17 protein-coding genes are annotated in these 20,596 nt (G+C 61.6%); 3 read left to right on the top strand and 14 right to left on the bottom strand.

All coding sequences use genetic code 11. The annotated features are described in order from the left end of the window. Position 1 precedes the first annotated feature (1 nt). The 7 genes from cysW to ACIQUF_RS17595 form a co-directional block, all read right to left on the bottom strand. Positions 2 to 874: a sulfate ABC transporter permease subunit CysW gene (cysW, locus tag ACIQUF_RS17625; protein ID WP_400803875.1), complete on the bottom strand. Its 873-nt coding sequence runs from the start codon at positions 872 to 874 to the stop codon at positions 2 to 4. 13 nt (positions 875 to 887) lie between these two features. Continuing rightward, the gene (gene cysT, locus ACIQUF_RS17620; RefSeq protein WP_400803877.1) at positions 888 to 1,706 is read right to left on the bottom strand and encodes a sulfate ABC transporter permease subunit CysT; all 819 of its coding nucleotides are present in this window, start codon (positions 1,704 to 1,706) and stop codon (positions 888 to 890) included. Positions 1,707 to 1,844: 138 nt separating this feature from the next. Continuing rightward, a complete protein-coding gene (locus ACIQUF_RS17615) occupies positions 1,845 to 2,849 on the bottom strand; it encodes a sulfate ABC transporter substrate-binding protein (RefSeq protein WP_403133686.1) in 1,005 nt (334 codons plus the stop codon). Positions 2,850 to 2,897: 48 nt separating this feature from the next. Continuing rightward, positions 2,898 to 3,080 (bottom strand): sulfur starvation response protein OscA, encoded by a 183-nt coding sequence (gene oscA / locus ACIQUF_RS17610; protein WP_264311110.1) that lies wholly within the window; start codon positions 3,078 to 3,080, stop codon positions 2,898 to 2,900. A 181-nt stretch (positions 3,081 to 3,261) separates the two neighbouring features. Beyond that, entirely contained in the window at positions 3,262 to 6,327 is a 3,066-nt protein-coding gene (locus tag ACIQUF_RS17605; RefSeq protein WP_403133684.1) for an efflux RND transporter permease subunit, read from the bottom strand. Beyond that, positions 6,324 to 7,391 carry an efflux RND transporter periplasmic adaptor subunit gene (locus tag ACIQUF_RS17600; RefSeq protein WP_403133682.1) on the bottom strand — a complete coding sequence of 356 codons (1,068 nt, stop codon included), beginning with the start codon at positions 7,389 to 7,391 and terminating at the stop codon, positions 6,324 to 6,326. The genes ACIQUF_RS17605 and ACIQUF_RS17600 overlap by 4 nt, the downstream gene beginning before the upstream one ends. After that, on the bottom strand, positions 7,388 to 8,476 hold the full coding sequence (locus ACIQUF_RS17595) for an efflux RND transporter periplasmic adaptor subunit (RefSeq protein ID WP_403133680.1): 1,089 nt from the start codon (positions 8,474 to 8,476) through the stop codon (positions 7,388 to 7,390). Before ACIQUF_RS17595 ends, ACIQUF_RS17600 begins: the two co-directional genes overlap by 4 nt. Positions 8,477 to 8,740: 264 nt before the next feature. Here ACIQUF_RS17595 and abiEi point away from each other — a divergent pair, with 264 nt between their 5' ends. After that, a complete protein-coding gene (gene abiEi / locus ACIQUF_RS17590; protein WP_403133678.1) occupies positions 8,741 to 9,295 on the top strand; it encodes a type IV toxin-antitoxin system AbiEi family antitoxin in 555 nt (184 codons plus the stop codon). Further along, positions 9,282 to 10,184, top strand: a complete 903-nt coding sequence (locus ACIQUF_RS17585; protein WP_403133676.1) for a nucleotidyl transferase AbiEii/AbiGii toxin family protein — start codon at positions 9,282 to 9,284, stop codon at positions 10,182 to 10,184. The genes abiEi and ACIQUF_RS17585 overlap by 14 nt, the downstream gene beginning before the upstream one ends. Positions 10,185 to 10,300: 116 nt before the next feature. On the opposite strand, the gene ACIQUF_RS17580 is transcribed toward ACIQUF_RS17585, so the two are convergent. From ACIQUF_RS17580 to ACIQUF_RS17550, 7 genes are all read right to left on the bottom strand, one after another. Continuing rightward, positions 10,301 to 11,194: an ABC transporter permease subunit gene (locus ACIQUF_RS17580; RefSeq protein WP_403133674.1), complete on the bottom strand. Its 894-nt coding sequence runs from the start codon at positions 11,192 to 11,194 to the stop codon at positions 10,301 to 10,303. Beyond that, the gene (locus ACIQUF_RS17575; RefSeq protein WP_403133672.1) at positions 11,191 to 12,111 is read right to left on the bottom strand and encodes an ABC transporter permease subunit; all 921 of its coding nucleotides are present in this window, start codon (positions 12,109 to 12,111) and stop codon (positions 11,191 to 11,193) included. Before ACIQUF_RS17575 ends, ACIQUF_RS17580 begins: the two co-directional genes overlap by 4 nt. Further along, positions 12,108 to 13,250 (bottom strand): polyamine ABC transporter ATP-binding protein, encoded by a 1,143-nt coding sequence (gene potA / locus ACIQUF_RS17570; protein WP_403133669.1) that lies wholly within the window; start codon positions 13,248 to 13,250, stop codon positions 12,108 to 12,110. The genes ACIQUF_RS17575 and potA overlap by 4 nt, the downstream gene beginning before the upstream one ends. Before the next feature lie 60 nt (positions 13,251 to 13,310). Beyond that, positions 13,311 to 14,405: a polyamine ABC transporter substrate-binding protein gene (locus ACIQUF_RS17565; RefSeq protein ID WP_400803898.1), complete on the bottom strand. Its 1,095-nt coding sequence runs from the start codon at positions 14,403 to 14,405 to the stop codon at positions 13,311 to 13,313. Positions 14,406 to 14,565: 160 nt separating this feature from the next. After that, the gene (locus tag ACIQUF_RS17560) at positions 14,566 to 15,663 is read right to left on the bottom strand and encodes a polyamine ABC transporter substrate-binding protein (protein ID WP_403133666.1); all 1,098 of its coding nucleotides are present in this window, start codon (positions 15,661 to 15,663) and stop codon (positions 14,566 to 14,568) included. 169 nt (positions 15,664 to 15,832) lie between these two features. Further along, positions 15,833 to 17,194 (bottom strand): aspartate aminotransferase family protein, encoded by a 1,362-nt coding sequence (locus ACIQUF_RS17555; RefSeq protein WP_403133664.1) that lies wholly within the window; start codon positions 17,192 to 17,194, stop codon positions 15,833 to 15,835. A 48-nt stretch (positions 17,195 to 17,242) separates the two neighbouring features. Then, positions 17,243 to 18,601: a glutamine synthetase family protein gene (locus ACIQUF_RS17550; RefSeq protein WP_403133661.1), complete on the bottom strand. Its 1,359-nt coding sequence runs from the start codon at positions 18,599 to 18,601 to the stop codon at positions 17,243 to 17,245. A 574-nt stretch (positions 18,602 to 19,175) separates the two neighbouring features. Between ACIQUF_RS17550 and ACIQUF_RS17545 the strand changes: the two genes are divergently transcribed. Then, positions 19,176 to 20,552 carry a glutamine synthetase family protein gene (locus ACIQUF_RS17545; RefSeq protein ID WP_403133659.1) on the top strand — a complete coding sequence of 459 codons (1,377 nt, stop codon included), beginning with the start codon at positions 19,176 to 19,178 and terminating at the stop codon, positions 20,550 to 20,552. Positions 20,553 to 20,596: the final 44 nt, after the last annotated feature.

Raw genomic sequence — 20,596 nt, 5'->3', positions numbered from 1 at the left:
ATCATTCCTCCGCGGCGCTATGGCGCAGGCGGTTAATACGGTTCTCGCTCCACTGCTTGAGCAGCAGGATGAAGAGCGCCAGGATCAGCAGCAGGCTGGCCACGCTGAAGGCCGCGACGTGGTTGTACTCGTTGTAGAGGATCTCCACGTGCAGCGGCAAGGTGTTGGTGACGCCGCGGATATGCCCCGACACCACCGACACCGCGCCGAACTCGCCCATCGCCCGCGCAGTACACAGCACCACGCCGTAGATCAGGCCCCACTTGATGTTCGGCAGGGTCACGTGCCAGAACATCTGCCAGCCGTTGGCGCCGAGCAGGCGCGCGGCTTCTTCTTCCTGGGTGCCCTGCTCCTGCATCAGCGGGATCAGTTCACGGGCCACGAAGGGCACGGTGACGAAGATGGTCGCCAGGACGATGCCCGGCAGGGCAAAGACGATCTGGATGTCGTGGTCCTGCAGCCACGGGCCGAACAGGCCCTGGGCGCCGAACATCAGCACGTAGACCAGGCCGGCGATCACCGGCGACACCGAGAACGGCAGGTCGATGAGGGTGACGAGGATGCTCTTGCCACGGAAGGTGTACTTGCTCACGCACCAGGCGGCGCTGACGCCGAACACCAGGTTCAGCGGCACCGAGATGCCCACTGCCAGCAAGGTCAGCTTGAGTGCGGACAACGCATCAGGCTCGAAGATCGCCTCGAAGAACGTACCGAAGCCGTTTTTCAATGCCTGCGATACCACGATCACCAGCGGCAATAGCAGGAACAGCGCGAACACCAGCCAGCCAAGGCCGATCAGGATGCGCCGCGAGGTGGCACTGCCGCGCCGCGCGGCATTGGCGGCGGCGGTAGTGCTCAGGGATGAACTGGACATGGCCGGGCCTCCTTCAAGGGGTTTCGATGCGGCGCTGCAGCAGGTTGATCAGCAGCAGCAGGATGAAGGAAACCACCAGCATCAGCACGCCGATGGCGGTCGCGCCGGTGTAGTCGTACTGGTCGAGCTTGACCATGATCAGCAGCGGCAGGATCTCGGTCTTCATCGGCATGTTGCCGGCGATGAAGATCACCGAGCCATACTCGCCGACGCCACGGGCAAAGGCCAGGGCAAAGCCGGTGAGCCAGGCCGGCAGCAAGGCCGGCGCCAGCACGTGGCGGAACACCTGCAGCGGCTTCGCGCCCAGGCAGGCGGCGGCTTCTTCGACTTCACGCGGGATATCCGCCAGTACCGGCTGCACCGTGCGCACCACGAACGGCAGGGTGACGAAGGTCAGCGCCAGGGTGATGCCCAACGGGGTGTAGGCGATCTTGAAGCCCAGGTCGGTGGCGAACTGGCCAACCCAGCCTTGCGGGGCATAGAGGGCGGTCAGGGCGATACCGGCAACGGCGGTGGGCAGGGCGAACGGCAGGTCGATCATCGCATCGATGATCTTGCGCCCGGGGAAGGTGTAGCGCACCAGCACCCAGGCCAGCAGGGTGCCAATCACGCCATTGATGATGGCGGCGAACAGGGCGGTGCCGAAACTCAGCTTGAGCGCGGCGATCACCCGCGGCGCACTGATGATGTTCCAGAACTGCTCCCAGGTGAGCTGCGAGGCATGGATGAACATGGCCGCCAGCGGTATCAGCACGATCAGGCTGAGGTACACCAAGGTGTAGCCCAGTGTCAGCCCGAAGCCGGGTATGACGGGGGAAATGCGACGTGACATAAAAATCCCTGGTTGGACGCACGAAGCCCGGGACGAATCCCGGGCCGGTGCAGGCTTTTGAATCTTGGGGCTGCTTTGCAGCCCATCGCGGCGGTCCGGCGCGATGGGCCGCAAAGCGGCCCCAGCTTCACCATGGCATTACTGCGCCTGATAGATCTGGTCGAACACACCGCCGTCATTGAAGAACTTCGGTTGTGCAGTCTTCCAGCCACCGAAGTCCTTGTCGATGGTTACCAGATCCAGTTTCGGGAATTGCTTGCCATACTCGGCAGCGACCTTCGCGTCACGTGGGCGGTAGAAGTTTTCGGCGGCGATTTTCTGGCCGGCCGGGCTGTACAGGTGCTTGAGGTATTCCTCGGCAATCTCCTTGTTACCCTTCTTCTCCGCGTTCTTGTCGACCACGGCCACGGGCGGCTCGGCGAGGATCGACAGCGAAGGCACGACGATTTCGAACTTGTCGGCGCCGCCATCTTCCTTCAAGGCCAGGAAGGCTTCGTTTTCCCAGGCCAGCAATACATCGCCCTGGCCGTTGTTGACGAAAGTGATGGTCGAGCCACGGGCGCCGGTGTCCAGTACCGGCACATGCTTGAACAGCTCTTTCACGTATTCGGTGGCCTTGGCTTCGCCACCCTGCTTGAGGCCGTAGGCCCAGGCAGCGAGGAAGTTCCAGCGGGCGCCGCCGGAGGTCTTGGGGTTCGGGGTAATGACCGAGACGTCCTTCTTGATCAAATCGCCCCAGTCCTTGATGCCTTTCGGGTTGCCCTTGCGCACCAGGAACACGATGGTCGAGGTGTATGGGGTGCTGGCGTCCGGCAGACGGGTCTGCCAGTTGTCCGGCAGGGTCTTGCCGAGCTTGGCAATTTCGTCGATGTCGCCGGCCAGGGCCAGGGTCACCACGTCGGCGCGCAGGCCGTCGATCACGGCGCGGCCCTGCTTGCCCGAACCGCCATGGGACTGCTGGATCTTCACCTTGTCGTCCGGGTGCGCTTGCTGCCAGTGCTTGATGAACTCGGCGTTGTACTGCTGATACAGCTCGCGGGTCGGGTCATAGGACACGTTCAGCAGTTCGTAGTCCTTGGCGATGGCGGAACCGGCAAAAACGGCACTGGCCAGGGCGGCGAGCGCATAACGGCGGATGGACATGGTGAAGCTCCCGATTGGCATTTTTCTAGTTTTGAAGGTGGGGCGGTATCAGCCGGGTTTGTGGCCGGGCTGTTGAAGGCGGAACTTCTCCTTGCGCTCGATCTGCACGACCTGAGCGTTGTGCACGGTAATCTCCACCGCACCGAAACGCAGATCGCGCAAGGCGCTCTGGATCTCACGCAGAATGGTGGCTTCGTCCTGACCGTCGATGCTACGCAGAGATGCACTCATGCTCGTTCTCCTGTGAGTGAGGTGCCGGGCAGAGGTTTTGAAGGGGATTTGCGCCTGGCTTGAGGGCAATAGTAGTGAGGCGCGGATATTCTTAAAAATACTGTTTAAGAATGTTTATATAACCATTTGAAAAGCATGGCGCTGGCTCTGTGGGAGCGGGCTTGCCCCGCTCCCACAGGGATCAATGTGCGGATTTTTCGCTGTGTTCTGGCTCGCGAATCTTGTACCAGGCCACATACAGCGCCGGCAGGAACAACAGCGTCAGCAGCGTTGCACTGATGATGCCGCCGATCATGGCGTAGGCCATCGGCCCCCAGAACACTTCGCGGGCAATCGGGATCATGCCCAGGCTGGCCGCCGCCGCGGTCAGCAGGATTGGCCGCCGGCGGTGGTTGGTGGCCTCCATCACAGCATCCCACGGCGAATAGCCCTGGGCCTCGAACTCGTCGATCTGGGTCACCAGGATCACCGAGTTACGAATGATGATGCCCGCCAGGGCGAGGATGCCGAGAATCGCCACGAAGCCCATCGGCGTGCCTGTAGGCACCAGCGCCAGCACCACGCCGATCAACCCCAAGGGCGCCACGCTGACCACCAGGAACAGCTTCTGCGTGCTGTGCAGCTGGATCATCAGGAACGTCGCCATGAGGAACAGCATCAGCGGAATGACCTTGGCAATCGGGCCTTGCGCCTTGCCGCTCTCCTCCACCGTACCGCCGGTGGCCACTTCGTAACCGACCGGCAGCTGGCTGGCGAACTCGTCGATCTTCGGCTTGAGCTGCGCCACCAGGTCGGTGGGCTGGATGTCACCGTTGACCGAGGCCTTGATGGTGATGGTCGGCTTGCGGTCGCGGCGCCACACCAGTGGCTGCTCCAGCTCGTAGCGCACGGTGGCGAAGGCCAGCAGCGGTATCGAGGTGCCGCTGGGGGTGACGATCTGCAGGTTCTGCAGGGTGTCCGGCGAGCCGCGCTCGCTGTCCACCGCGCGGGCGATCACGTCCACCAGGTAGATGTTGTCGTTGACCTCGGTCACCGGCGCGCCGCTGACGATGCTGTTCATCACGTTGGCCACGTCTTCCGACGACAGCCCCAGCTGGCGCGCCTTGTCCTGGGCGATTTCGATGCGCAGCACCTTACCGGGCTCGTTCCAGTCGTAGATCATCTCGCCGATGTGCTCGTTGGCATTGAGCATCGTAGCCAGGTCGATGGCGTGCTTGCGCACCTGGTCGATGTCCTTGCCGCTGACCCGGTACTGGATCGGCCGGCCGACTGGCGGACCCATTTCCAGTGACTGCACGTTGGTGCCGACGCCGACGAACTCTTCATGCAGCAATTTCTGCAGGCGCGCGATCATGCCTGCGCGCTCTTCAAAGCCTTTGCTGACGATGACCAACTGGGCGTAGTACGGGTTCTGCAGTTGCTGGTCCAGCGGCAGGTAGAAGCGGATCGCGCCCTGGCCGATGTAGGTACTCCAGCGCACCAGGTCCGGGTCGTCCTTGATGCGCGCCTCCAGCCGGTCGACCACCTTGCGCGTCTCCTCGATCGAGGCGTTCTGCGGCAGGTTGAGGTCGACGAGGATTTCCGGGCGGTCGGACGACGGGAAGAACTGGTTCTGCACGAATCGCATGCAGAACAACGACAGGGCGAACAGCACGATGGTGCCGATGATGGTCAGCCAGCGGTGGCGCATGCACCACACCAGGCCCCCCTCGAACGCCCGCCCGACCCGGCCGGGCTCTGCCTCGTGGGCCTTGAGTTTGTCGGCCTTGAGAATATGCACGCCGAGCACCGGGGCGAAGAACACCGCCACCACCCAGGACACGATCAGCGCCACGGCGATCACCGCGAACAGGGTGTAGGTGTACTCACCGGCAGAGCTGGCATTGAGGCCGATGGGCACGAAACCGGCCACAGTCACCAGGGTGCCGGTGAGCATGGGGAAGGCGGTCGAGGTGTAGGCGAAGGTCGCCGCTGCCTCCTTGCTCTCGCCCATTTCCAGCCGCGTGACCATGACCTCGACGGTGATCATCGCATCGTCCACCAGCAGGCCGAGGGCAATGATCAGCGCACCCAGCGAAATCCGCTGCATGGTGATGCCGCTGTACTCCATGAACACGAAGACCATCGCCAGCACCAGCGGGATCGAGCAGGCCACCACCAGCCCGGCACGCACGCCGAGGCTGACGAAGCTCACCGCCAGCACAATCACCACCGCCTCGAACAAGGCACTGGTGAAGCCACCGACCGCTTCTTTTACCACCACAGCCTGATCAGACACGGTGTGCACGCCAACGCCCACCGGCAAGTCTTTGATCACGCTGGCCATCTTCTTTTCCAGCGCGGCGCCGAACACCTGGATGTTGCCGCCAGCCTTCATGCCGATTGCCAGGCCAATGGCGGTCTGGCCGTTGTAGCGGAACATCGGCGAGGGCGGATCGACGTAGCCGCGCTCGATATCGGCGATATCGGCCAGGCGGAAGAAGCGGTCATTGATGCGCAGGTTGACGGTCTGCAGGTCCTTTTCCGAAGCGAACTGCCCGGTGGTGCGCACCGAAATGCGCTCCGGGCCGGCCTCGATCACCCCGGCCGGGGTCACGGCGTTCTGTTGTTGCAGGGCTTGCATGACCTGGCGTTGGTCGATGCCCAGCGCCGCCAGTTTGCGGGTGGAAAACTTCAGATAAAGCACTTCGTCCTGGGTGCCGATCATCTCGATCTTGCCGATGTTGGGCACTTCGCGCACCTCGGCGCGGGCCTGTTCGACGTAATCGCGCAACTGGCGCAAGGTCAGGCCGTCGGCGGTGAAGGCGTAGATCGAGCCGAACACGTCTCCGAATTCGTCGTTGAACCCTGGGCCCTGAATGCCCTGGGGAAACTCGCCGCGAATGTCCTGGATCTTCTTGCGTACCTGGTACCAGATCTGCGGGATGTCGGCGGCCTTGGTGGTGTCGCGCAGGTAGACGTAGACGGTGGACTCGCCGGGGCGGGTGTAGCTCTTGGTGTAGTCGAGCGAATCGAGCTCTTCGAGCTTCTTCTCGATGCGGTCGGTCACCTGGTACAGCGTTTCGTCCTGGGTCGCGCCCGGCCAGCGGGTCTGGATCACCATGGTCTTGATGGTGAAGGACGGGTCTTCCTCGCGGCCCAGGTTGAAGTAGGAAAAGATCCCCATCAGCAAGCCGACGAACATCAGGTACCAAACGAACGACTGGTGGCGCAGTGCCCACTCGGACAGGTTGAAGCTTCCTTTCATTGCGCGTCCTCGTCGAAGGTGACTTTCTGCCCGGGCTTGAGGCTGTTGACGCCAGCGGTGACCACGCGCTCGCCAGGCTGCACGCCGGACGCCAGCACGATGCTGTCGGCGGTGCGTTCCACCAGTTTCACATCACGGGTGGCGACGGTTTTCTGCTGCGTGTCGATCACCCACACCTGGGTTTTGCCATCGCGCTCCAGCAACGCGCTCAGGGGCAACTCGCTACGCGGGGTGATGGCCGACGTGAGGGTCACGCTGATCGCCGTGCCCAGGTGGAAGGCCGGAGGGGTGCCGGCCAGGGTCAGGCGTGCGCGGCGGGTACGGGTGGCGGCATCGGCCTGGGGTTCCAGCTCGCGCAGGATGGCGGTGGTGTTGATGCTGTTGTCGAGCTGCGAGGCGACGGTGAAGGTAAGGTCCTTAGTCAAGGCTTCGGCGATGGCGATGGGCAGGTCGATGACCGCTTCCTTGACATCGGGGCGGGCCAGGGTGACCACCGCCTGCCCGGCGCTGACGGTCTGGCCGGCTTCGGCCTGCCAGGCGGTGATGACAGCCGCGTGGTCGCTGCGCAGCGTGCTGTAATCGAGCTGGTCGCGGGCCTGGCTGACGGCCGAACGCGCTTGCTCAAGGCTGGCGCCGGTGGTTTTCAGGTCGGTCTGGGCGATGTCCAGCTGTGCCTGGGCACCGACGCCGCGGTCGTACAGCTGTTGCTGGCGGCGGGCGTTGGCCTGGGCGTTGATCCATTGCGCCTGGATCCTGGCCAGGTCGCCCTCGGCGGCGCGCAGTTGGTTCTGCTGGTCGGTAGGGTCGAGGGTGGCCAGAGTATCGCCGGGTTTCACCTGGGCACCGACATCCAGCCAACGGCGGGCGATGCGCCCGGCCACCCGGAAGCCCAGGGTGCTTTCGAAGCGAGCCTGGATGGTGCCGGCGAAGCGGCCCAGTTGCGACTGCGCCTGGGCCTCGACCAACGTCGACAGCACCGGGCGCACGGTTTCGGGCTGTTCTTCCTCACTGCCACAGGCGGCCAGCAGCATGCCTGTCGCGCAAATCAGTAGCAGGCGCTTCATGGTGCAGCCCCCCCATCCTTGGCATCGACTTTTTCCACCTGCATGCCCGGATGCAACAGCTGGCCACCGGCGACAACGACCGTTTCACCGCCTTTGATACCTTGGGCGATGACCACCTTGCCGGTCAGGTAGCGGGTAACCTGGACCTTGCGCAGCTCGACCTTGTCGCCCTCACCCACCACCCACACGGCGGGTTCGTGTAGCGCCTTGGTCAGCGCCGCCCAGGGCAATTCGATGCTTGGCCTCCCTTGGGCATTCGCCGTGGCGGTCACTGGCGAGCCCAATTGCATGGCCGGCGGGACGTTGCGCAGGGCAACCTTGACCTGCACCGTGCCGCTCTCTGCGGAAACGGTCGGGGTCACTTCGCGAACAAAACCCTGGGCCTGAACCTTGGGATCGTCGAGCAGGCTGACGATCACGCCCGCATCACTCGGCGGCGCCACCAGCAGCGACTCATACACATTGAATACCGCATCGCGGTCACCATCGCGGGCCAGGCTGAAAATCGGCATGGTCGCCTGCACCACCTGGCCGACCTCGGCCTGGCGCTCGGTGATCACGCCATCGGCCTCGGATACCAGCGCGGTGTAGCTGAGTTGCTCATTGGCGTTGGCCAGTTGTGCCTGGGCGGCTTTCAGCGCGCTCTGGTTACTGCGCAGCGCAGCCTCGGCAGAGTCGTACTCGCTTTGGCTGGTGTAGCCCTTGGGCAACAATTTTTGCTGGCGGACGAACGCCGCGCTGGTCTGGGTGACCCGTGCCTGCGCAGCAAACACCTCGGCCTTGGCCGAGTCGACGTTGTTCTGCAGGTCTTTCGGGTCCAGCCGCGCCAGCACCTGGTTGGCCTTGACGTGGTCACCCACATCGACGCTGCGCGAGATGATCTTGCCGCCCACCCGGAATGACAGGTCGGTCTGCACCCGCGCCTGCACATCGCCGGTCAGCGTGACCCTGGCGGCAAAATCGGTGGGTTGTACTTGTACGACACCGACCCGAGGCATGACCTCGGGCAGTTCTTCCTTGCCGCAGCCTGAGAGCAGGCCGAACAGCCCCAGGCCTACGGCCAACAGTGGTCGCGTCACCCTCATGCAGGCTCCTAGCTTGCGCGCAAATGATTCGTGGGATGCGACTGTTAGCGTAGATCAGGGTTCAGAAAAAACACTGATGGAGGTCAGTTGGGCGGGTATGGCGGCTGTTCGGGCTTCTTAGCAGTACAACGGCTCGTACTGGTTTTCGCGTCCTCATCCATGAAGTCTACAGAAAATCACAAAAACTGTAACTTAGTGTGCAGATATCACCTCAAGCATCTACACTAAGTTTCATTAAGTGTGACTTTATGAAGAGTCTCCCCGATGCCCAGCCAACCTCTGCGACGCCTCTACCAAGGACTGCAGCAATTAGCCACAACGCAACGCTACCTGTTCACCCCCTCCGACATGCGAGGCCTGCTGCCCGATATATCCGACGGTGCCTATCGCAGCCTATTAAGCCGTGCAGCCGACGACACGACGTTGATAAGACTCTGCCGAGGCCTGTATCTGTATACGCTGGCAAAGCCGAATCCAGGGCTTGTCCTGTACCACGCAGCGGCACGCCTGCGGGCAAATAACCTGAACTACATCAGCCTGGAGTCGGCACTGAGCGACGCTGGCGTGATATCTCAGATGCCGCTGAACTGGCTGACCCTCATGTCATCAGGGCGAACACAAACCATACGTTGCGGCGCATTCGGTACTCTGGAATTTATCCATACCTCCCGTAAAGCCGCCGAACTCCAAGGACAGCTCGATTATGACCAACGCTGTCGACTGTGGCGGGCCAAGCCAGCACTGGCTGTGGCTGACATGAAGCGCGCCAGACGTAATCTGGACCTGATTGACTGGAACCTTGCCAATGAATTTGTTTGACCAGCTCGTACAGCAAGCCTTGAATAACACACCCGAACTTGCTCCGCTGCAAGTGGTGGTGGAGAAGGAGCTGCTCCATCACGACATCATGCGAATACTCAGCGAGGCCGGCTTGTTGCAGGATCTCTGCTTCATCGGCGGAACCTGCCTACGAACGTGCTATGGCTCCAGACGCCTAAGCGAAGACTTGGATTTTACGGGCGGTGCGCACTTCAAGCGGGAGGACTTCTCAGCACTGAAGGAGAGCCTGGTAAATAAGCTCAACGACAAGTATGGACTGCAGGTTGACGTCAGTGAACCTACGCGCGATGAAGGCAATGTCGATACCTGGAAACTCCGAGTTCAGACTCGCCCCGAGGCTCGCAACTTGCCGGCGCAGAAAATCCATATCGACGTCTGTGCCATCCCCTCCTATCAACGAAAGCCCATGACCTTGTTGAACCCCTATGGCGTAGACATGGGCACCGATGGGCTGATCGTCAATGCGCAGACCCTTGAAGAGATCTTCGTCGATAAGCTGCTGGCCTTCGCCCTGCGCCGAGGGCGCATCAAGAACCGTGACCTATGGGACTTGGCCTGGCTCAGACAGCGAGCAGTGACACCGGCGTATGAATTCGCCGCCGCTAAGCTTCGTGATCATGCGACAACTGTCGAATGGTTCATTCAGCAAGGGAGCGCGCGCGTGGCGAATTTGGGGCTGGAAAAGACACAGCGAGAATTTCAGGCCGAGATGCGGCGGTTCTTACCGAGCCAAGTGGTTACACAGACAGTGGACAATCCGGCATTCTGGAGTTACGTCACGCAATCTGTCACAGAGCAGTTCGGCGAGCTGCGAGCGTATCTGGAAACGAAGGGTAACGCGGGGCACAGTCCTACATTTTTAATGTGAGTTAGCTGAGTCGACGCTTCGCTGGAAATGACTACTGCAACTTCGGCAAGCTGCCCCCACAGGTTCAGCACAGTTTCATGCTGACCCATGGGAGCGGCTTTACGCGAATGGTCAAGTCAGGCCGAAGCCGCCGCTGCGGCAGGCCGCTTGACCTGCGGCGCCGAGACATTGGCCACGGCCCCTTCCTCGATCGCCTGCTGGATCGCCTTGCGACGACGTTCTTCCGCACGGCGGCTGAAGAACCAGACGAAGAAGGTCACCAACGACACCGACAGCAGAATCAAGCTGGCCACGGCGTTGATCTCAGGCTTCACGCCCAGGCGCACCGCCGAGAACACTTCCATCGGCAAGGTGGTCGAACCTGGCCCGGAAACGAAGCTGGCCAATACCAGGTCGTCCAGCGACAGAGCGAACGACATCATGCCGCCCGCCGCCAGCGACGGCGCGATCATCGGGATGGTGATCAGGAAGAACACCTTCCACGGCTTGGCACCCAGGTCCATCGCCGCTTCTTCGATCGACAGGTCCAGCTCACGCAGCCGCGCCGACACCACCACTGCCACATAGGCCGCGCAGAACGTGGTGTGGGCGATCCAGATGGTGACGATGCCGCGCTCCTGCGGCCAGCCGATCATCTGCGCCATGGCCACGAACAGCAGCAACAGCGACAGGCCGGTGATCACTTCGGGCATCACCAGCGGCGCGGTGACCAGGCCACCGAACAGGGTGCGGCCCTTGAAGCGGGTGACCCGGGTCAGTACGAAGGCCGCCAAGGTACCCAATGCCACCGCCGCCACCGCCGTGTAGCAGGCGATTTCCAGCGAGCGCATCACCGAACCCATCAGCTGGGTGTTGTCGAGCAGGCCGACGTACCACTTGATCGACCAGCCGCCCCACACCGTCACCAGCTTGGAGGCGTTGAACGAGTAGATCACCAGGATCAGCATCGGCAGGTAGATGAACAGCAAGCCGAGCACCAGCATCAGCTTGGAGAAACTGAAGCGTTTCATGCGCGGCCCTCCATTTCTTTGGCCTGGCTGCGGTTGAACAGCAGGATCGGCACGATCAGGATCGCCAGCATCACTACCGCCAGGGCGGATGCCACCGGCCAGTCGCGGTTGTTGAAGAACTCCTGCCACAGCACTTTACCGATCATCAGGGTTTCCGGGCCGCCCAGCAGTTCCGGGATCACGAACTCGCCCACCACCGGGATGAACACCAGCATGCAGCCGGCGATGATGCCGTTTTTCGACAGCGGCACGGTGATTTTCCAGAAGCTGTTGAAGGTGCTCGAACCCAGGTCCGATGCGGCTTCCAGCAAGCTCTGGTCGTGTTTCACCAGGTTGGCGAACAGCGGCAGGATCATGAACGGCAGATACGAATAGACCACGCCGATGTACACCGCCAGATTGGTGTTGAGGATCTGCAGCGGCTGGTCGATCAACCCAATCCACATCAGGAAGCCATTGAGCAGGCCGTTGTTGCTGAGGATGCCCATCCAGGCATAGACGCGGATCAGGATCGCGGTCCAGGTGGGCATCATGATCAGCAGCAGCAGGACCGTCTGCGTCTCCTTCTTGGCATTGGCGATGGCATAGGCCATCGGGTAGCCGATCAGCAGGCACAGCAAGGTGCTGAAGAAGGCCATCTTCAACGAACCCAGGTAGGCCGAGATGTACAGCTCATCCTCGGTCAACAGGCCGTAGTTGGCCAGGTTGAGCACCAGTTGGATCTTGTCTTCGACGTAGCTGTAGATCTCGGTATACGGCGGGATCGCCACGTCGGCTTCGGCGAAGCTGATCTTCAGCACGATGAAGAACGGCAGCATGAAGAACAGGAACAGCCAGATGAACGGCACGCCGATCACCAGGTGCCGCCCCTCCGGGGTCAGGCGCTGGAAGGCTCGCTTGAGCTTGCGCAGTTTCATGACCGCAGTACCACGCCGCTGTCGTCTTCCCACCACACGTACACTTCATCGCCCCAGGTCGGGCGCGTACCCTGGCGCTCGGCGTTGGCGACGAACGACTGCACGACCTTGCCGCTCGGCAACTCGACGTAGAACACCGAGTGGCCGCCCAGGTAGGCGATGTCGTGGACCTTGCCGCGCGACCAGTTGTGCTCGCAGGTCGGCTGCTCGGTGGTGACCAGCATTTTCTCCGGGCGCAGGGCGTAGGTGATGTGCTTGTCTTCGACCGAGGTGGTGATGCCGTGGCCGACGTAGATCTTGCGCTCCAGCTCCGGGCTGGCAATGATCGCATGGCCTTCGGCGTCATCGACCACTTCACCTTCGAACAGGTTGACGTTGCCGATGAATTCACACACCAGGCGGCTGGTCGGCGTCTCGTAGATATCCACAGGCGAGCCGATCTGGGCGATCCAGCCCAGGTGCATGATGGCGATGCGCTGGGCCATGGTCATGGCCTCTTCCTGGTCGTGGGTCACCATCACGCAGGTCACGCCGACGCGCTCGATGATCTCCACCAGCTCCAGTTGCATCTGCGAACGCAGCTTCTTGTCCAGCGCGCCCATCGGCTCGTCGAGCAGCAGCAGCTTGGGGCGCTTGGCCAGCGAGCGGGCCAGGGCCACACGCTGACGCTGGCCACCGGACAGCTGGTGCGGCTTGCGCTTGGCGTACTGGGTCATGTGCACCAGCTTGAGCATCTCGGCCACGCGGGCGTCGATGTCGGCCTTGGGCAGTTTGTCCTGCTGCAGGCCGAAGGCGATGTTCTGCGCCACGGTCATGTGCGGGAATAGTGCGTAGGACTGGAACATCATGTTGATCGGCCGCTCGTAGGGCGGCATGTCGGTGATGTCGACGCCATCGAGGAAAATCCGCCCTTCGGTCGGACGCTCGAAGCCGGCCAGCATGCGCAGCAAGGTCGACTTGCCCGAGCCGGAGCCACCCAGCAGGGCGAAGATCTCGCCTTTGCGGATTTCCAGTGACACATCGTCTACGGCGATGGTTTCGTCGAACTTCTTCGTGACCCGGTCGATCTTGACCAGCACCTGCTTGGGTTGCTGGCCACCCTCGAGGGCTTTCTTATAGGCACCGGAGGCAACTGCCATGAGTGAAACTCCCAACAAGATTTGTGTGCCCGCCGCTGCTTGGTCAGCGGGCCTGGATTGTTACTTGCCCGACTTGACCTTGGTCCAGCTGCGGGTCATCAAACGTTGCACCTTGGGTGGCAACTCACTGTTGACGAACATCTTGTCCAGCACTTCCTGCGGTGGGTATACCGCGGCGTCAGTCCTCACGGCCTGGTCCATCAGGTCGCCAGCCTTGGGGTTCGGGTTGGCGTAACCGACGTAATCACTGACCTGGGCGATAACCTCAGGTTTCAGCAAATAGTTGATGAAGGCGTGCGCCTCTTTGACGTTCTTGGCGTCCTTGGGGATCGCCAGCACGTCGAACCAGAGGTTGCCGCCTTCCTTGGGAATGGCGTAGGCCAGGTTCACGCCCTTCTTCGCTTCTTCAGCGCGGGCCTTGGCCTGGAACACATCACCGGAGAAGCCTGCCGCGACGCAGATGTCGCCGTTGGCCAGGTCGGTGATGTACTTGGACGAGTGGAAGTAGGTCACGTACGGGCGCACGGCCAGCAGTTTCTGCTCGGCCTTGGCGTAGTCCTTGGGGTCGGTGCTGTTGGGGTTGAGCCCCATGTAGTTGAGCACCGCCGGGAGCATTTCGTCCGCCGAGTCGAGGAAGGCCACGCCGCACTTGGACAGCTTCTTCATGTTCTCGGGCTCGAACAGCACGGCCCAGGAATCGATGGTGTCCACACCCAGCGCCGCCTTGACCTTGTCGACGTTGTAGCCGATGCCATTGGTGCCCCACAGGTAAGGCACGGCGTACTGGTTGCCCGGGTCGTTCTTTTCCAGGCGCTTCATCAGCGCCGGGTCAAGGTTGGAATAGTTGGGCAGCAGGTTGCGGTCGAGCTTCTGGAACGCGCCCGCCTTGATCTGCTTGCCGAGGAAATGGTTGGACGGCACCACCACGTCATAGCCGGTGTTGCCGGCCAGCAGCTTGCCTTCCAGGGTTTCGTTGGAGTCGAAAACGTCCTGCACGGGTTTGATCCCGGTGGCCTTTTCGAAGTCCGCGAGTGTGGTCGGGCCAATGTAATCCGACCAGTTGTACAGGTGCACCGTAGGCGCCGCTTGGACGCTGCATGCCAGCGTCAGGCCCGCTCCAGCCATCAAGGCTTTGCGTAATACAGAAATAGACAAGTGGGTGGTCCTCAAAATCAGTGCCCTGGTAACGGCGCGGTGCTGCCGCGCGCGTAAAACCGGCGCGCAACTTACCTTCGCAGCCTCGATGCCGCAATCAACAATTGCCATTCACTGGCTCTGGGCCGGAAAACCCCGGCCCAGAGGTGCTGCATCGGGCTTATTTGCCCGACTTGATCTTGGTCCAGCTGCGGGTGATGTCGCGCTGGGCAGACTTCTCAGGCGCCTTGATGGCGTACAGCTGCGCCTTCACTTCCTCGGATGGATAGATGGCCGGATCGCTGGTGATGTCCTTCTCGACGAACTCGGTAGCGGCCTTGTTGCCATTCGGGAAGCGCACGGCATTGGTAATGCCGGCCATCACTTTCGGCTGCAGGAGGTATTCCATGAACTTGTAGGCAGCGTCGACGTTCTCGGCGTCTTTCGGAATCGCGACCATGTCGTAGAAGGTGCCGGCACCTTCCTTCGGAATCACGTAGTTCAGCTTGACCTTGTCGCCAGCCTCGTGGGCACGGGCCTTGGACTGCTCCAGGTCACCCGAGTAGCCCACGGCCACGCAGATGTTGCCGTTCGCCAGGTCCGAGATGTACTTGGAGGAGTGGAAGTAGGTGATCGAAGGACGAATCTTCAGGAACAGCTCTTCGGCGGCCTTCAGATCAGGCTTCGTGGTGCTGTCGCTCGGCTTGCCCAGGTAGTGCAAGGCGGCTGGGATCATCTCGGTCGGGGCGTCGAGGAAGCTCACGCCGCAGCTCTTGAGTTTTTCGATGTTCTCAGGCTTGAACACCACGTCCCAGGAGTCGATCTTGTCGATGCCCAGTGCGGCCTTGACCTTCTCCGGGTTGTAGCCGATGCCGATGGAGCCCCACATGTAGGGGAAGGCGTATTTGTTGCCCGGGTCGCTGGCATCGCCAACGGCCTTGAGCAGGGCCGGGTCGAGGTTCTTCCAGCTCGGCAGCTTGGCGCGGTCCAGTTCCTGGTAGACGCCGGCCTTGATCTGCTTGGCCAGGAAGTTGTTGGACGGCACGACGATGTCATAGCCGGACTTGCCTGCCAGCAGCTTGGCTTCGAGGGTTTCGTTGCTGTCGAAGACGTCGTAGACGACTTTGATGCCGGTTTCTTTCTCGAAGTTGGCCACGGTGTCCGGGGCGATGTAGTCAGACCAGTTGTACACGTGCAGTACTTTGTCGTCAGCCTGAACAGCGGTGGCCATGGCACCCATCAGGGCTGCAGCCAGCAACGTCTTGCCCAATTTCTTCATGCGTCATGCTCCAGAATTTTTATTTAGCCATCTGTTCAGCAGCCAGGACCTACGGTGCAGAGCGCCGGGCGACTGGAACAGTCGCTAGTCTGGCAAGTTACAAGGCGCTGTTTCAAGGAAACCAGCCCCTTGTAACGACTTAATGTCACTTCGCTAGCCTAGCAGGCGCTCAACGGATCGCTTCGAGGGTCAGGTCCAGGCACTTGCGCGCCTTTTCCACCAGCTCATCCACCTCGGCATGGGTAATCACCAGAGGCGGCGCGATGATCATGGTGTCGCCCACCGCGCGCATGATCAGGCCGTTTTCGAAGCAGAAGTTGCGGCAGACCATGCCCACGCCTTTGCCTTCGTAACGGCTGCGGGTGGCCTTGTCCTTGACCAGCTCGATCGCGCCGAGCAGGCCCAGGCCGCGCACCTCGCCCACCAGCGGGTGGTCCTGCAGCTCACGCAGACGTTTTTGCAAGTACGGTGCCACTTCCGTGCGGGCATTCTCGACGATCTTCTCGTCGCGCAGAATGCGCAGGTTTTCCAGGCCTACCGCAGCCGCCACCGGGTGGCCGGAATAGGTGAAGCCGTGGTTGAAGTCGCCGCCTTCGCTGAGCACCTGGGCCACCTTGTCACGCACGATCACACCGCCCATGGGGATGTAACCGGAGGTAAGGCCCTTGGCGATGGTCATCAGGTCGGGCTTGAGGTCGTAATAGTCGGAGCCGAACCACGCGCCGGTGCGCCCGAAGCCGCAGATCACTTCGTCGGCGACGAACAGGATGTCGTACTTGGCGAGAATCTCCTTCACCTTCGGCCAGTAGGTTTCCGGCGGGATGATCACGCCGCCGGCGCCCTGGATCGGCTCGGCGATGAAGGCGGCGACGTTGTCTTCGCCGACTTCCAGAATTTTTTTCTCCAACTGCTCGGCCGCCCACACGCCGAACGCGTCCGGGGTCATGTCGCCGCCCTCACCGAACCAGTATGGCTGCGGGATGTGCACGATTCCCGGGATCGGCAGGCCGCCCTGTTCGTGCATGCCGCTCATGCCGCCGAGGCTGGCACCGGCGACGGTAGAGCCGTGGTAGCCGTTGATGCGGCCGATGATGGTCTGCTTCTGCGGCTTGCCCTTGAGCGCCCAGTAGTGGCGAACCATGCGCAGCACGGTGTCGTTGCCTTCGGAGCCGGAGCCAGTGAAGAACACATGGGTCATGCCCTCGGGCGCCACGTCGGTGATTGCCTTGGCCAGCTCCAGCGCAGGCGGGTGGGCGGTCTGGAAGAACAGGTTGTAGTACGGCAGCTCGCGCATCTGCTTTTCGGCCGCCTGCACCAGCTCTTCACGGCCATAACCGACCGCCACGCACCACAGGCCGGCCATGCCGTCGAGGATCTTGTGCCCCTCGCTGTCCCACAAATGCACGCCCTGCGCCTTGGTGATGATGCGCGGCCCCTTCTCCTTCAGCTGCTTGTAGTCACTGAAAGGTGCAAGGTGGTGCTCGCCGCTCAGGGTTTGCCATTCACGGGTTTGCGGGTTGTTGACGCTCATGTGCTTCTCCATGGTCCGCAGGCCGCCGGCGGGCGGCCTCAGGGTTGATCACACAGCAAACAGCAGGAACTCACGTTCCCAGGAGCTGATGACACGCTTGAAGTTCTCATGCTCGGCGCGTTTGGTGGCGACGTAGCCGGTGATGAATTTCTTGCCCAGGTACTGGGTCAGCGCGCGGCTGACTTCCATGCGTTCCAGGGCATCTTCGATGGTCAGCGGCAGGCGCAGGTTGCGCCGCTCGTAGCCGCGGCCCTGCACCGGCGCGCTGGCGGCGATGCCTTCGACCATGCCGATGTAGCCGCACAGCAGGCTGGCAGCGATGGCCAGGTAAGGGTTGGCATCGGCGCCGGGCAGGCGGTTTTCGACGCGGCGGTTCTGCGGGCCGGCATCCGGTACGCGCAGGCCGACGGTGCGGTTTTCCTCGCCCCACTCGACGTTCACGGGCGCCGAGGTGTCGGGCAGGAAGCGGCGGAACGAGTTGACGTTGGGGGCGAACAGCGGCAGCGCTTCGGGGATGAACTTCTGCAGGCCACCGATGTGGTTGAGGAACAGCTCGCTCATGCTGCCGTCTTCATTGCTGAAGATGTTCTTGCCGGTGACCGCGTCGACAACGCTCTGGTGCAGGTGCATGGCGCTGCCCGGCTCGCCGGTCATCGGCTTGGCCATGAAGGTGGCGGCCACGTTGTGCTTGAGCGCCGCCTCGCGCATGGTGCGCTTGAACACCAGGATCTGGTCGGCCAGGTGCAGGGCGTTGCCGTGACGGAAGTTGATTTCCATCTGCGCCGTGCCGTCTTCGTGGATCAGCGTGTCGAGGTCCAGCTGCTGCAGTTCGCACCAGTCGTAGACGTCCTCGAACAGCGGGTCGAATTCGTTGGCCGCCTCGATCGAGAACGACTGGCGACCGGTTTCCGGACGGCCCGAACGGCCAACCGGCGGCTGCAGCGGGAAGTCCGGGTCTTCGCTGCGCTTGGTCAGGTAGAACTCCATCTCCGGCGCGACGATCGGCTGCCAACCTTTGTCGGCGTAGAGCTTGAGCACTTTCTTCAACACGTTGCGCGGCGACAGCTCGACCGGGTTGCCCTTCTTGTCGTAGGTGTCGTGGATCACCTGCGCGGTCGGCTCGATGGCCCACGGCACGAGGAATACGGCGTTTTCGTCGGGGCGGCAGATCATGTCGATGTCGGCCGGGTCGAGCAGTTCGTAATAGATGTCGTCATCGACGTAATCGCCGGTCACGGTCTGCAGCAGCACGCTCTCGGGCAGGCGCATGCCTTTTTCGGCAATGAACTTGTTGGTTGGCGAGATCTTGCCGCGGGTGATGCCGGTCAGGTCGCTGATCAGGCATTCGACTTCGGTGATCTTGTGCTCTTTCAACCAATCGGTGAGCTGGTCGAGGTTGTTACTCATAGATACCTCAGGAGGTAATGTGGTCCGCGCTCTGATTCTGGATGGACTGGGTTGCTAAAGCAAAAACCCGCGAGCACGCGCACAGTGGATACACTGGAAACAAGCGTGTCCGTAATGAGTTTGAAAGGCAGGAAGACAAGAAAGGAAGCGAAACGCCGCTACGAGGGGTGGGCGAGGCCCGCAAAACGTCAATTATTGCGGCCAGGACGGCCACAGCGCGATTGAGGCTTGCAGAAACGACAGGGATGCCCGAGCGCACTGCAAACGCAGCGCTTTCAGGTCGCGACAAGCGGACCATGTGACCCTCGTATTATTGTGTTTTGGGTTGTGACCGAGCTTAGCCTTGTTCATTTTTTTACACAACACCTCCGTAAAAAATAAAACACGGCATGTCGGAGATAGCCCTTCTGCAGGGAAATAGCGGATAATGGCACGCCCCGATATGCAGCAAATCTGCCGTAGATGTGCCATTTCAGGGCATCATGGGGTTGGCTTGACATCAGTAGGTCTTTTCGATTGACTGGTCCTGCAAGCCCCCCTTGATTGATATTTTTAACAACAAAGGTGTTGCATCATGTCGGTACCCCCGCGTGCCGTTCAGCTTAACGAAGCGAACGCGTTCCTTAAGGAACATCCTGAGGTTCTCTACGTTGACCTTCTGATTGCAGATATGAATGGTGTGGTGCGTGGCAAGCGCATTGAGCGCACCAGCCTCCACAAGGTTTACGAGAAAGGCATCAACCTGCCGGCCTCCCTCTTCGCCCTCGACATCAACGGTTCGACCGTTGAAAGCACTGGCCTGGGCCTGGACATCGGCGATGCCGACCGCATCTGCTACCCGATCCCCGATACCCTGTGCAACGAGCCCTGGCAAAAGCGCCCGACCGCTCAACTGCTGATGACCATGCACGAGATCGAAGGCGAGCCGTTCTTCGCCGACCCTCGTGAAGTGTTGCGCCAGGTGGTGACCAAGTTCGACGACCTGGGCCTGACCATCTGCGCCGCGTTCGAGCTGGAGTTCTACCTGATCGACCAGGAGAACGTGAACGGCCGCCCGCAGCCACCCCGCTCGCCGATCTCGGGCAAGCGCCCGCAGTCGACCCAGGTGTACCTGATCGACGACCTCGACGAATACGCCGACTGCCTCCAGGACATCCTCGAAGGTGCCAAGGAGCAAGGCATTCCGGCCGACGCCATCGTCAAGGAAAGCGCCCCGGCGCAGTTCGAAGTCAACCTGCACCACGTCGCCGACCCGCTCAAGGCCTGTGACTATGCCGTGCTGCTCAAGCGCCTGATCAAGAACATCGCCTACGACCATGAAATGGATACCACCTTCATGGCCAAGCCCTACCCGGGCCAGGCTGGCAACGGCCTGCATGTACACATCTCCGTGCTGGACAAAGATGGCAACAACATCTTCACCAGCGAGGATCCCGAGCAGAACGCCGCGCTACGTCACGCTGTCGGCGGTGTGCTCGAGACCCTGCCTGCGTCCATGGCGTTCCTCTGCCCGAACGTCAACTCGTACCGTCGCTTTGGCGCCCAGTTCTACGTGCCGAATGCGCCGAGCTGGGGCCTGGACAACCGTACCGTGGCCCTGCGCGTTCCTACAGGTTCAGCAGACGCGGTGCGCATCGAGCACCGCGTGGCTGGCGCCGACGCCAACCCGTACCTGATGATGGCCGCCGTGCTGGCCGGTGTGCACCATGGCCTGACCAACAAGGTCGAGCCGGGCGAGCCGATCGAAGGCAACTCGTACGAGCAGCTGGAGCAGAGCCTGCCGAACAACCTGCGCGATGCTCTGCGCGAGCTGGACGACAGCGAGATCCTGAACAAGTACATCGATCCGAAGTACATCGACATCTTCGTCGCGTGCAAGGAGAGCGAGCTGGAGGAGTTCGAACATTCGATCTCCGACCTCGAGTACAACTGGTATCTGCATACCGTGTAAACGAAAACGCCGCCCATCAGGGCGGCGTTTTTTTCTGCGCTGAA

Origin of the sequence: Pseudomonas sp. NPDC090233 (genome assembly GCF_044772285.1) — a bacterium.
Classification (GTDB): Bacteria; Pseudomonadota; Gammaproteobacteria; order Pseudomonadales; family Pseudomonadaceae; genus Aquipseudomonas.
This window is presented reverse-complemented; position numbering and strand designations above follow the sequence as displayed.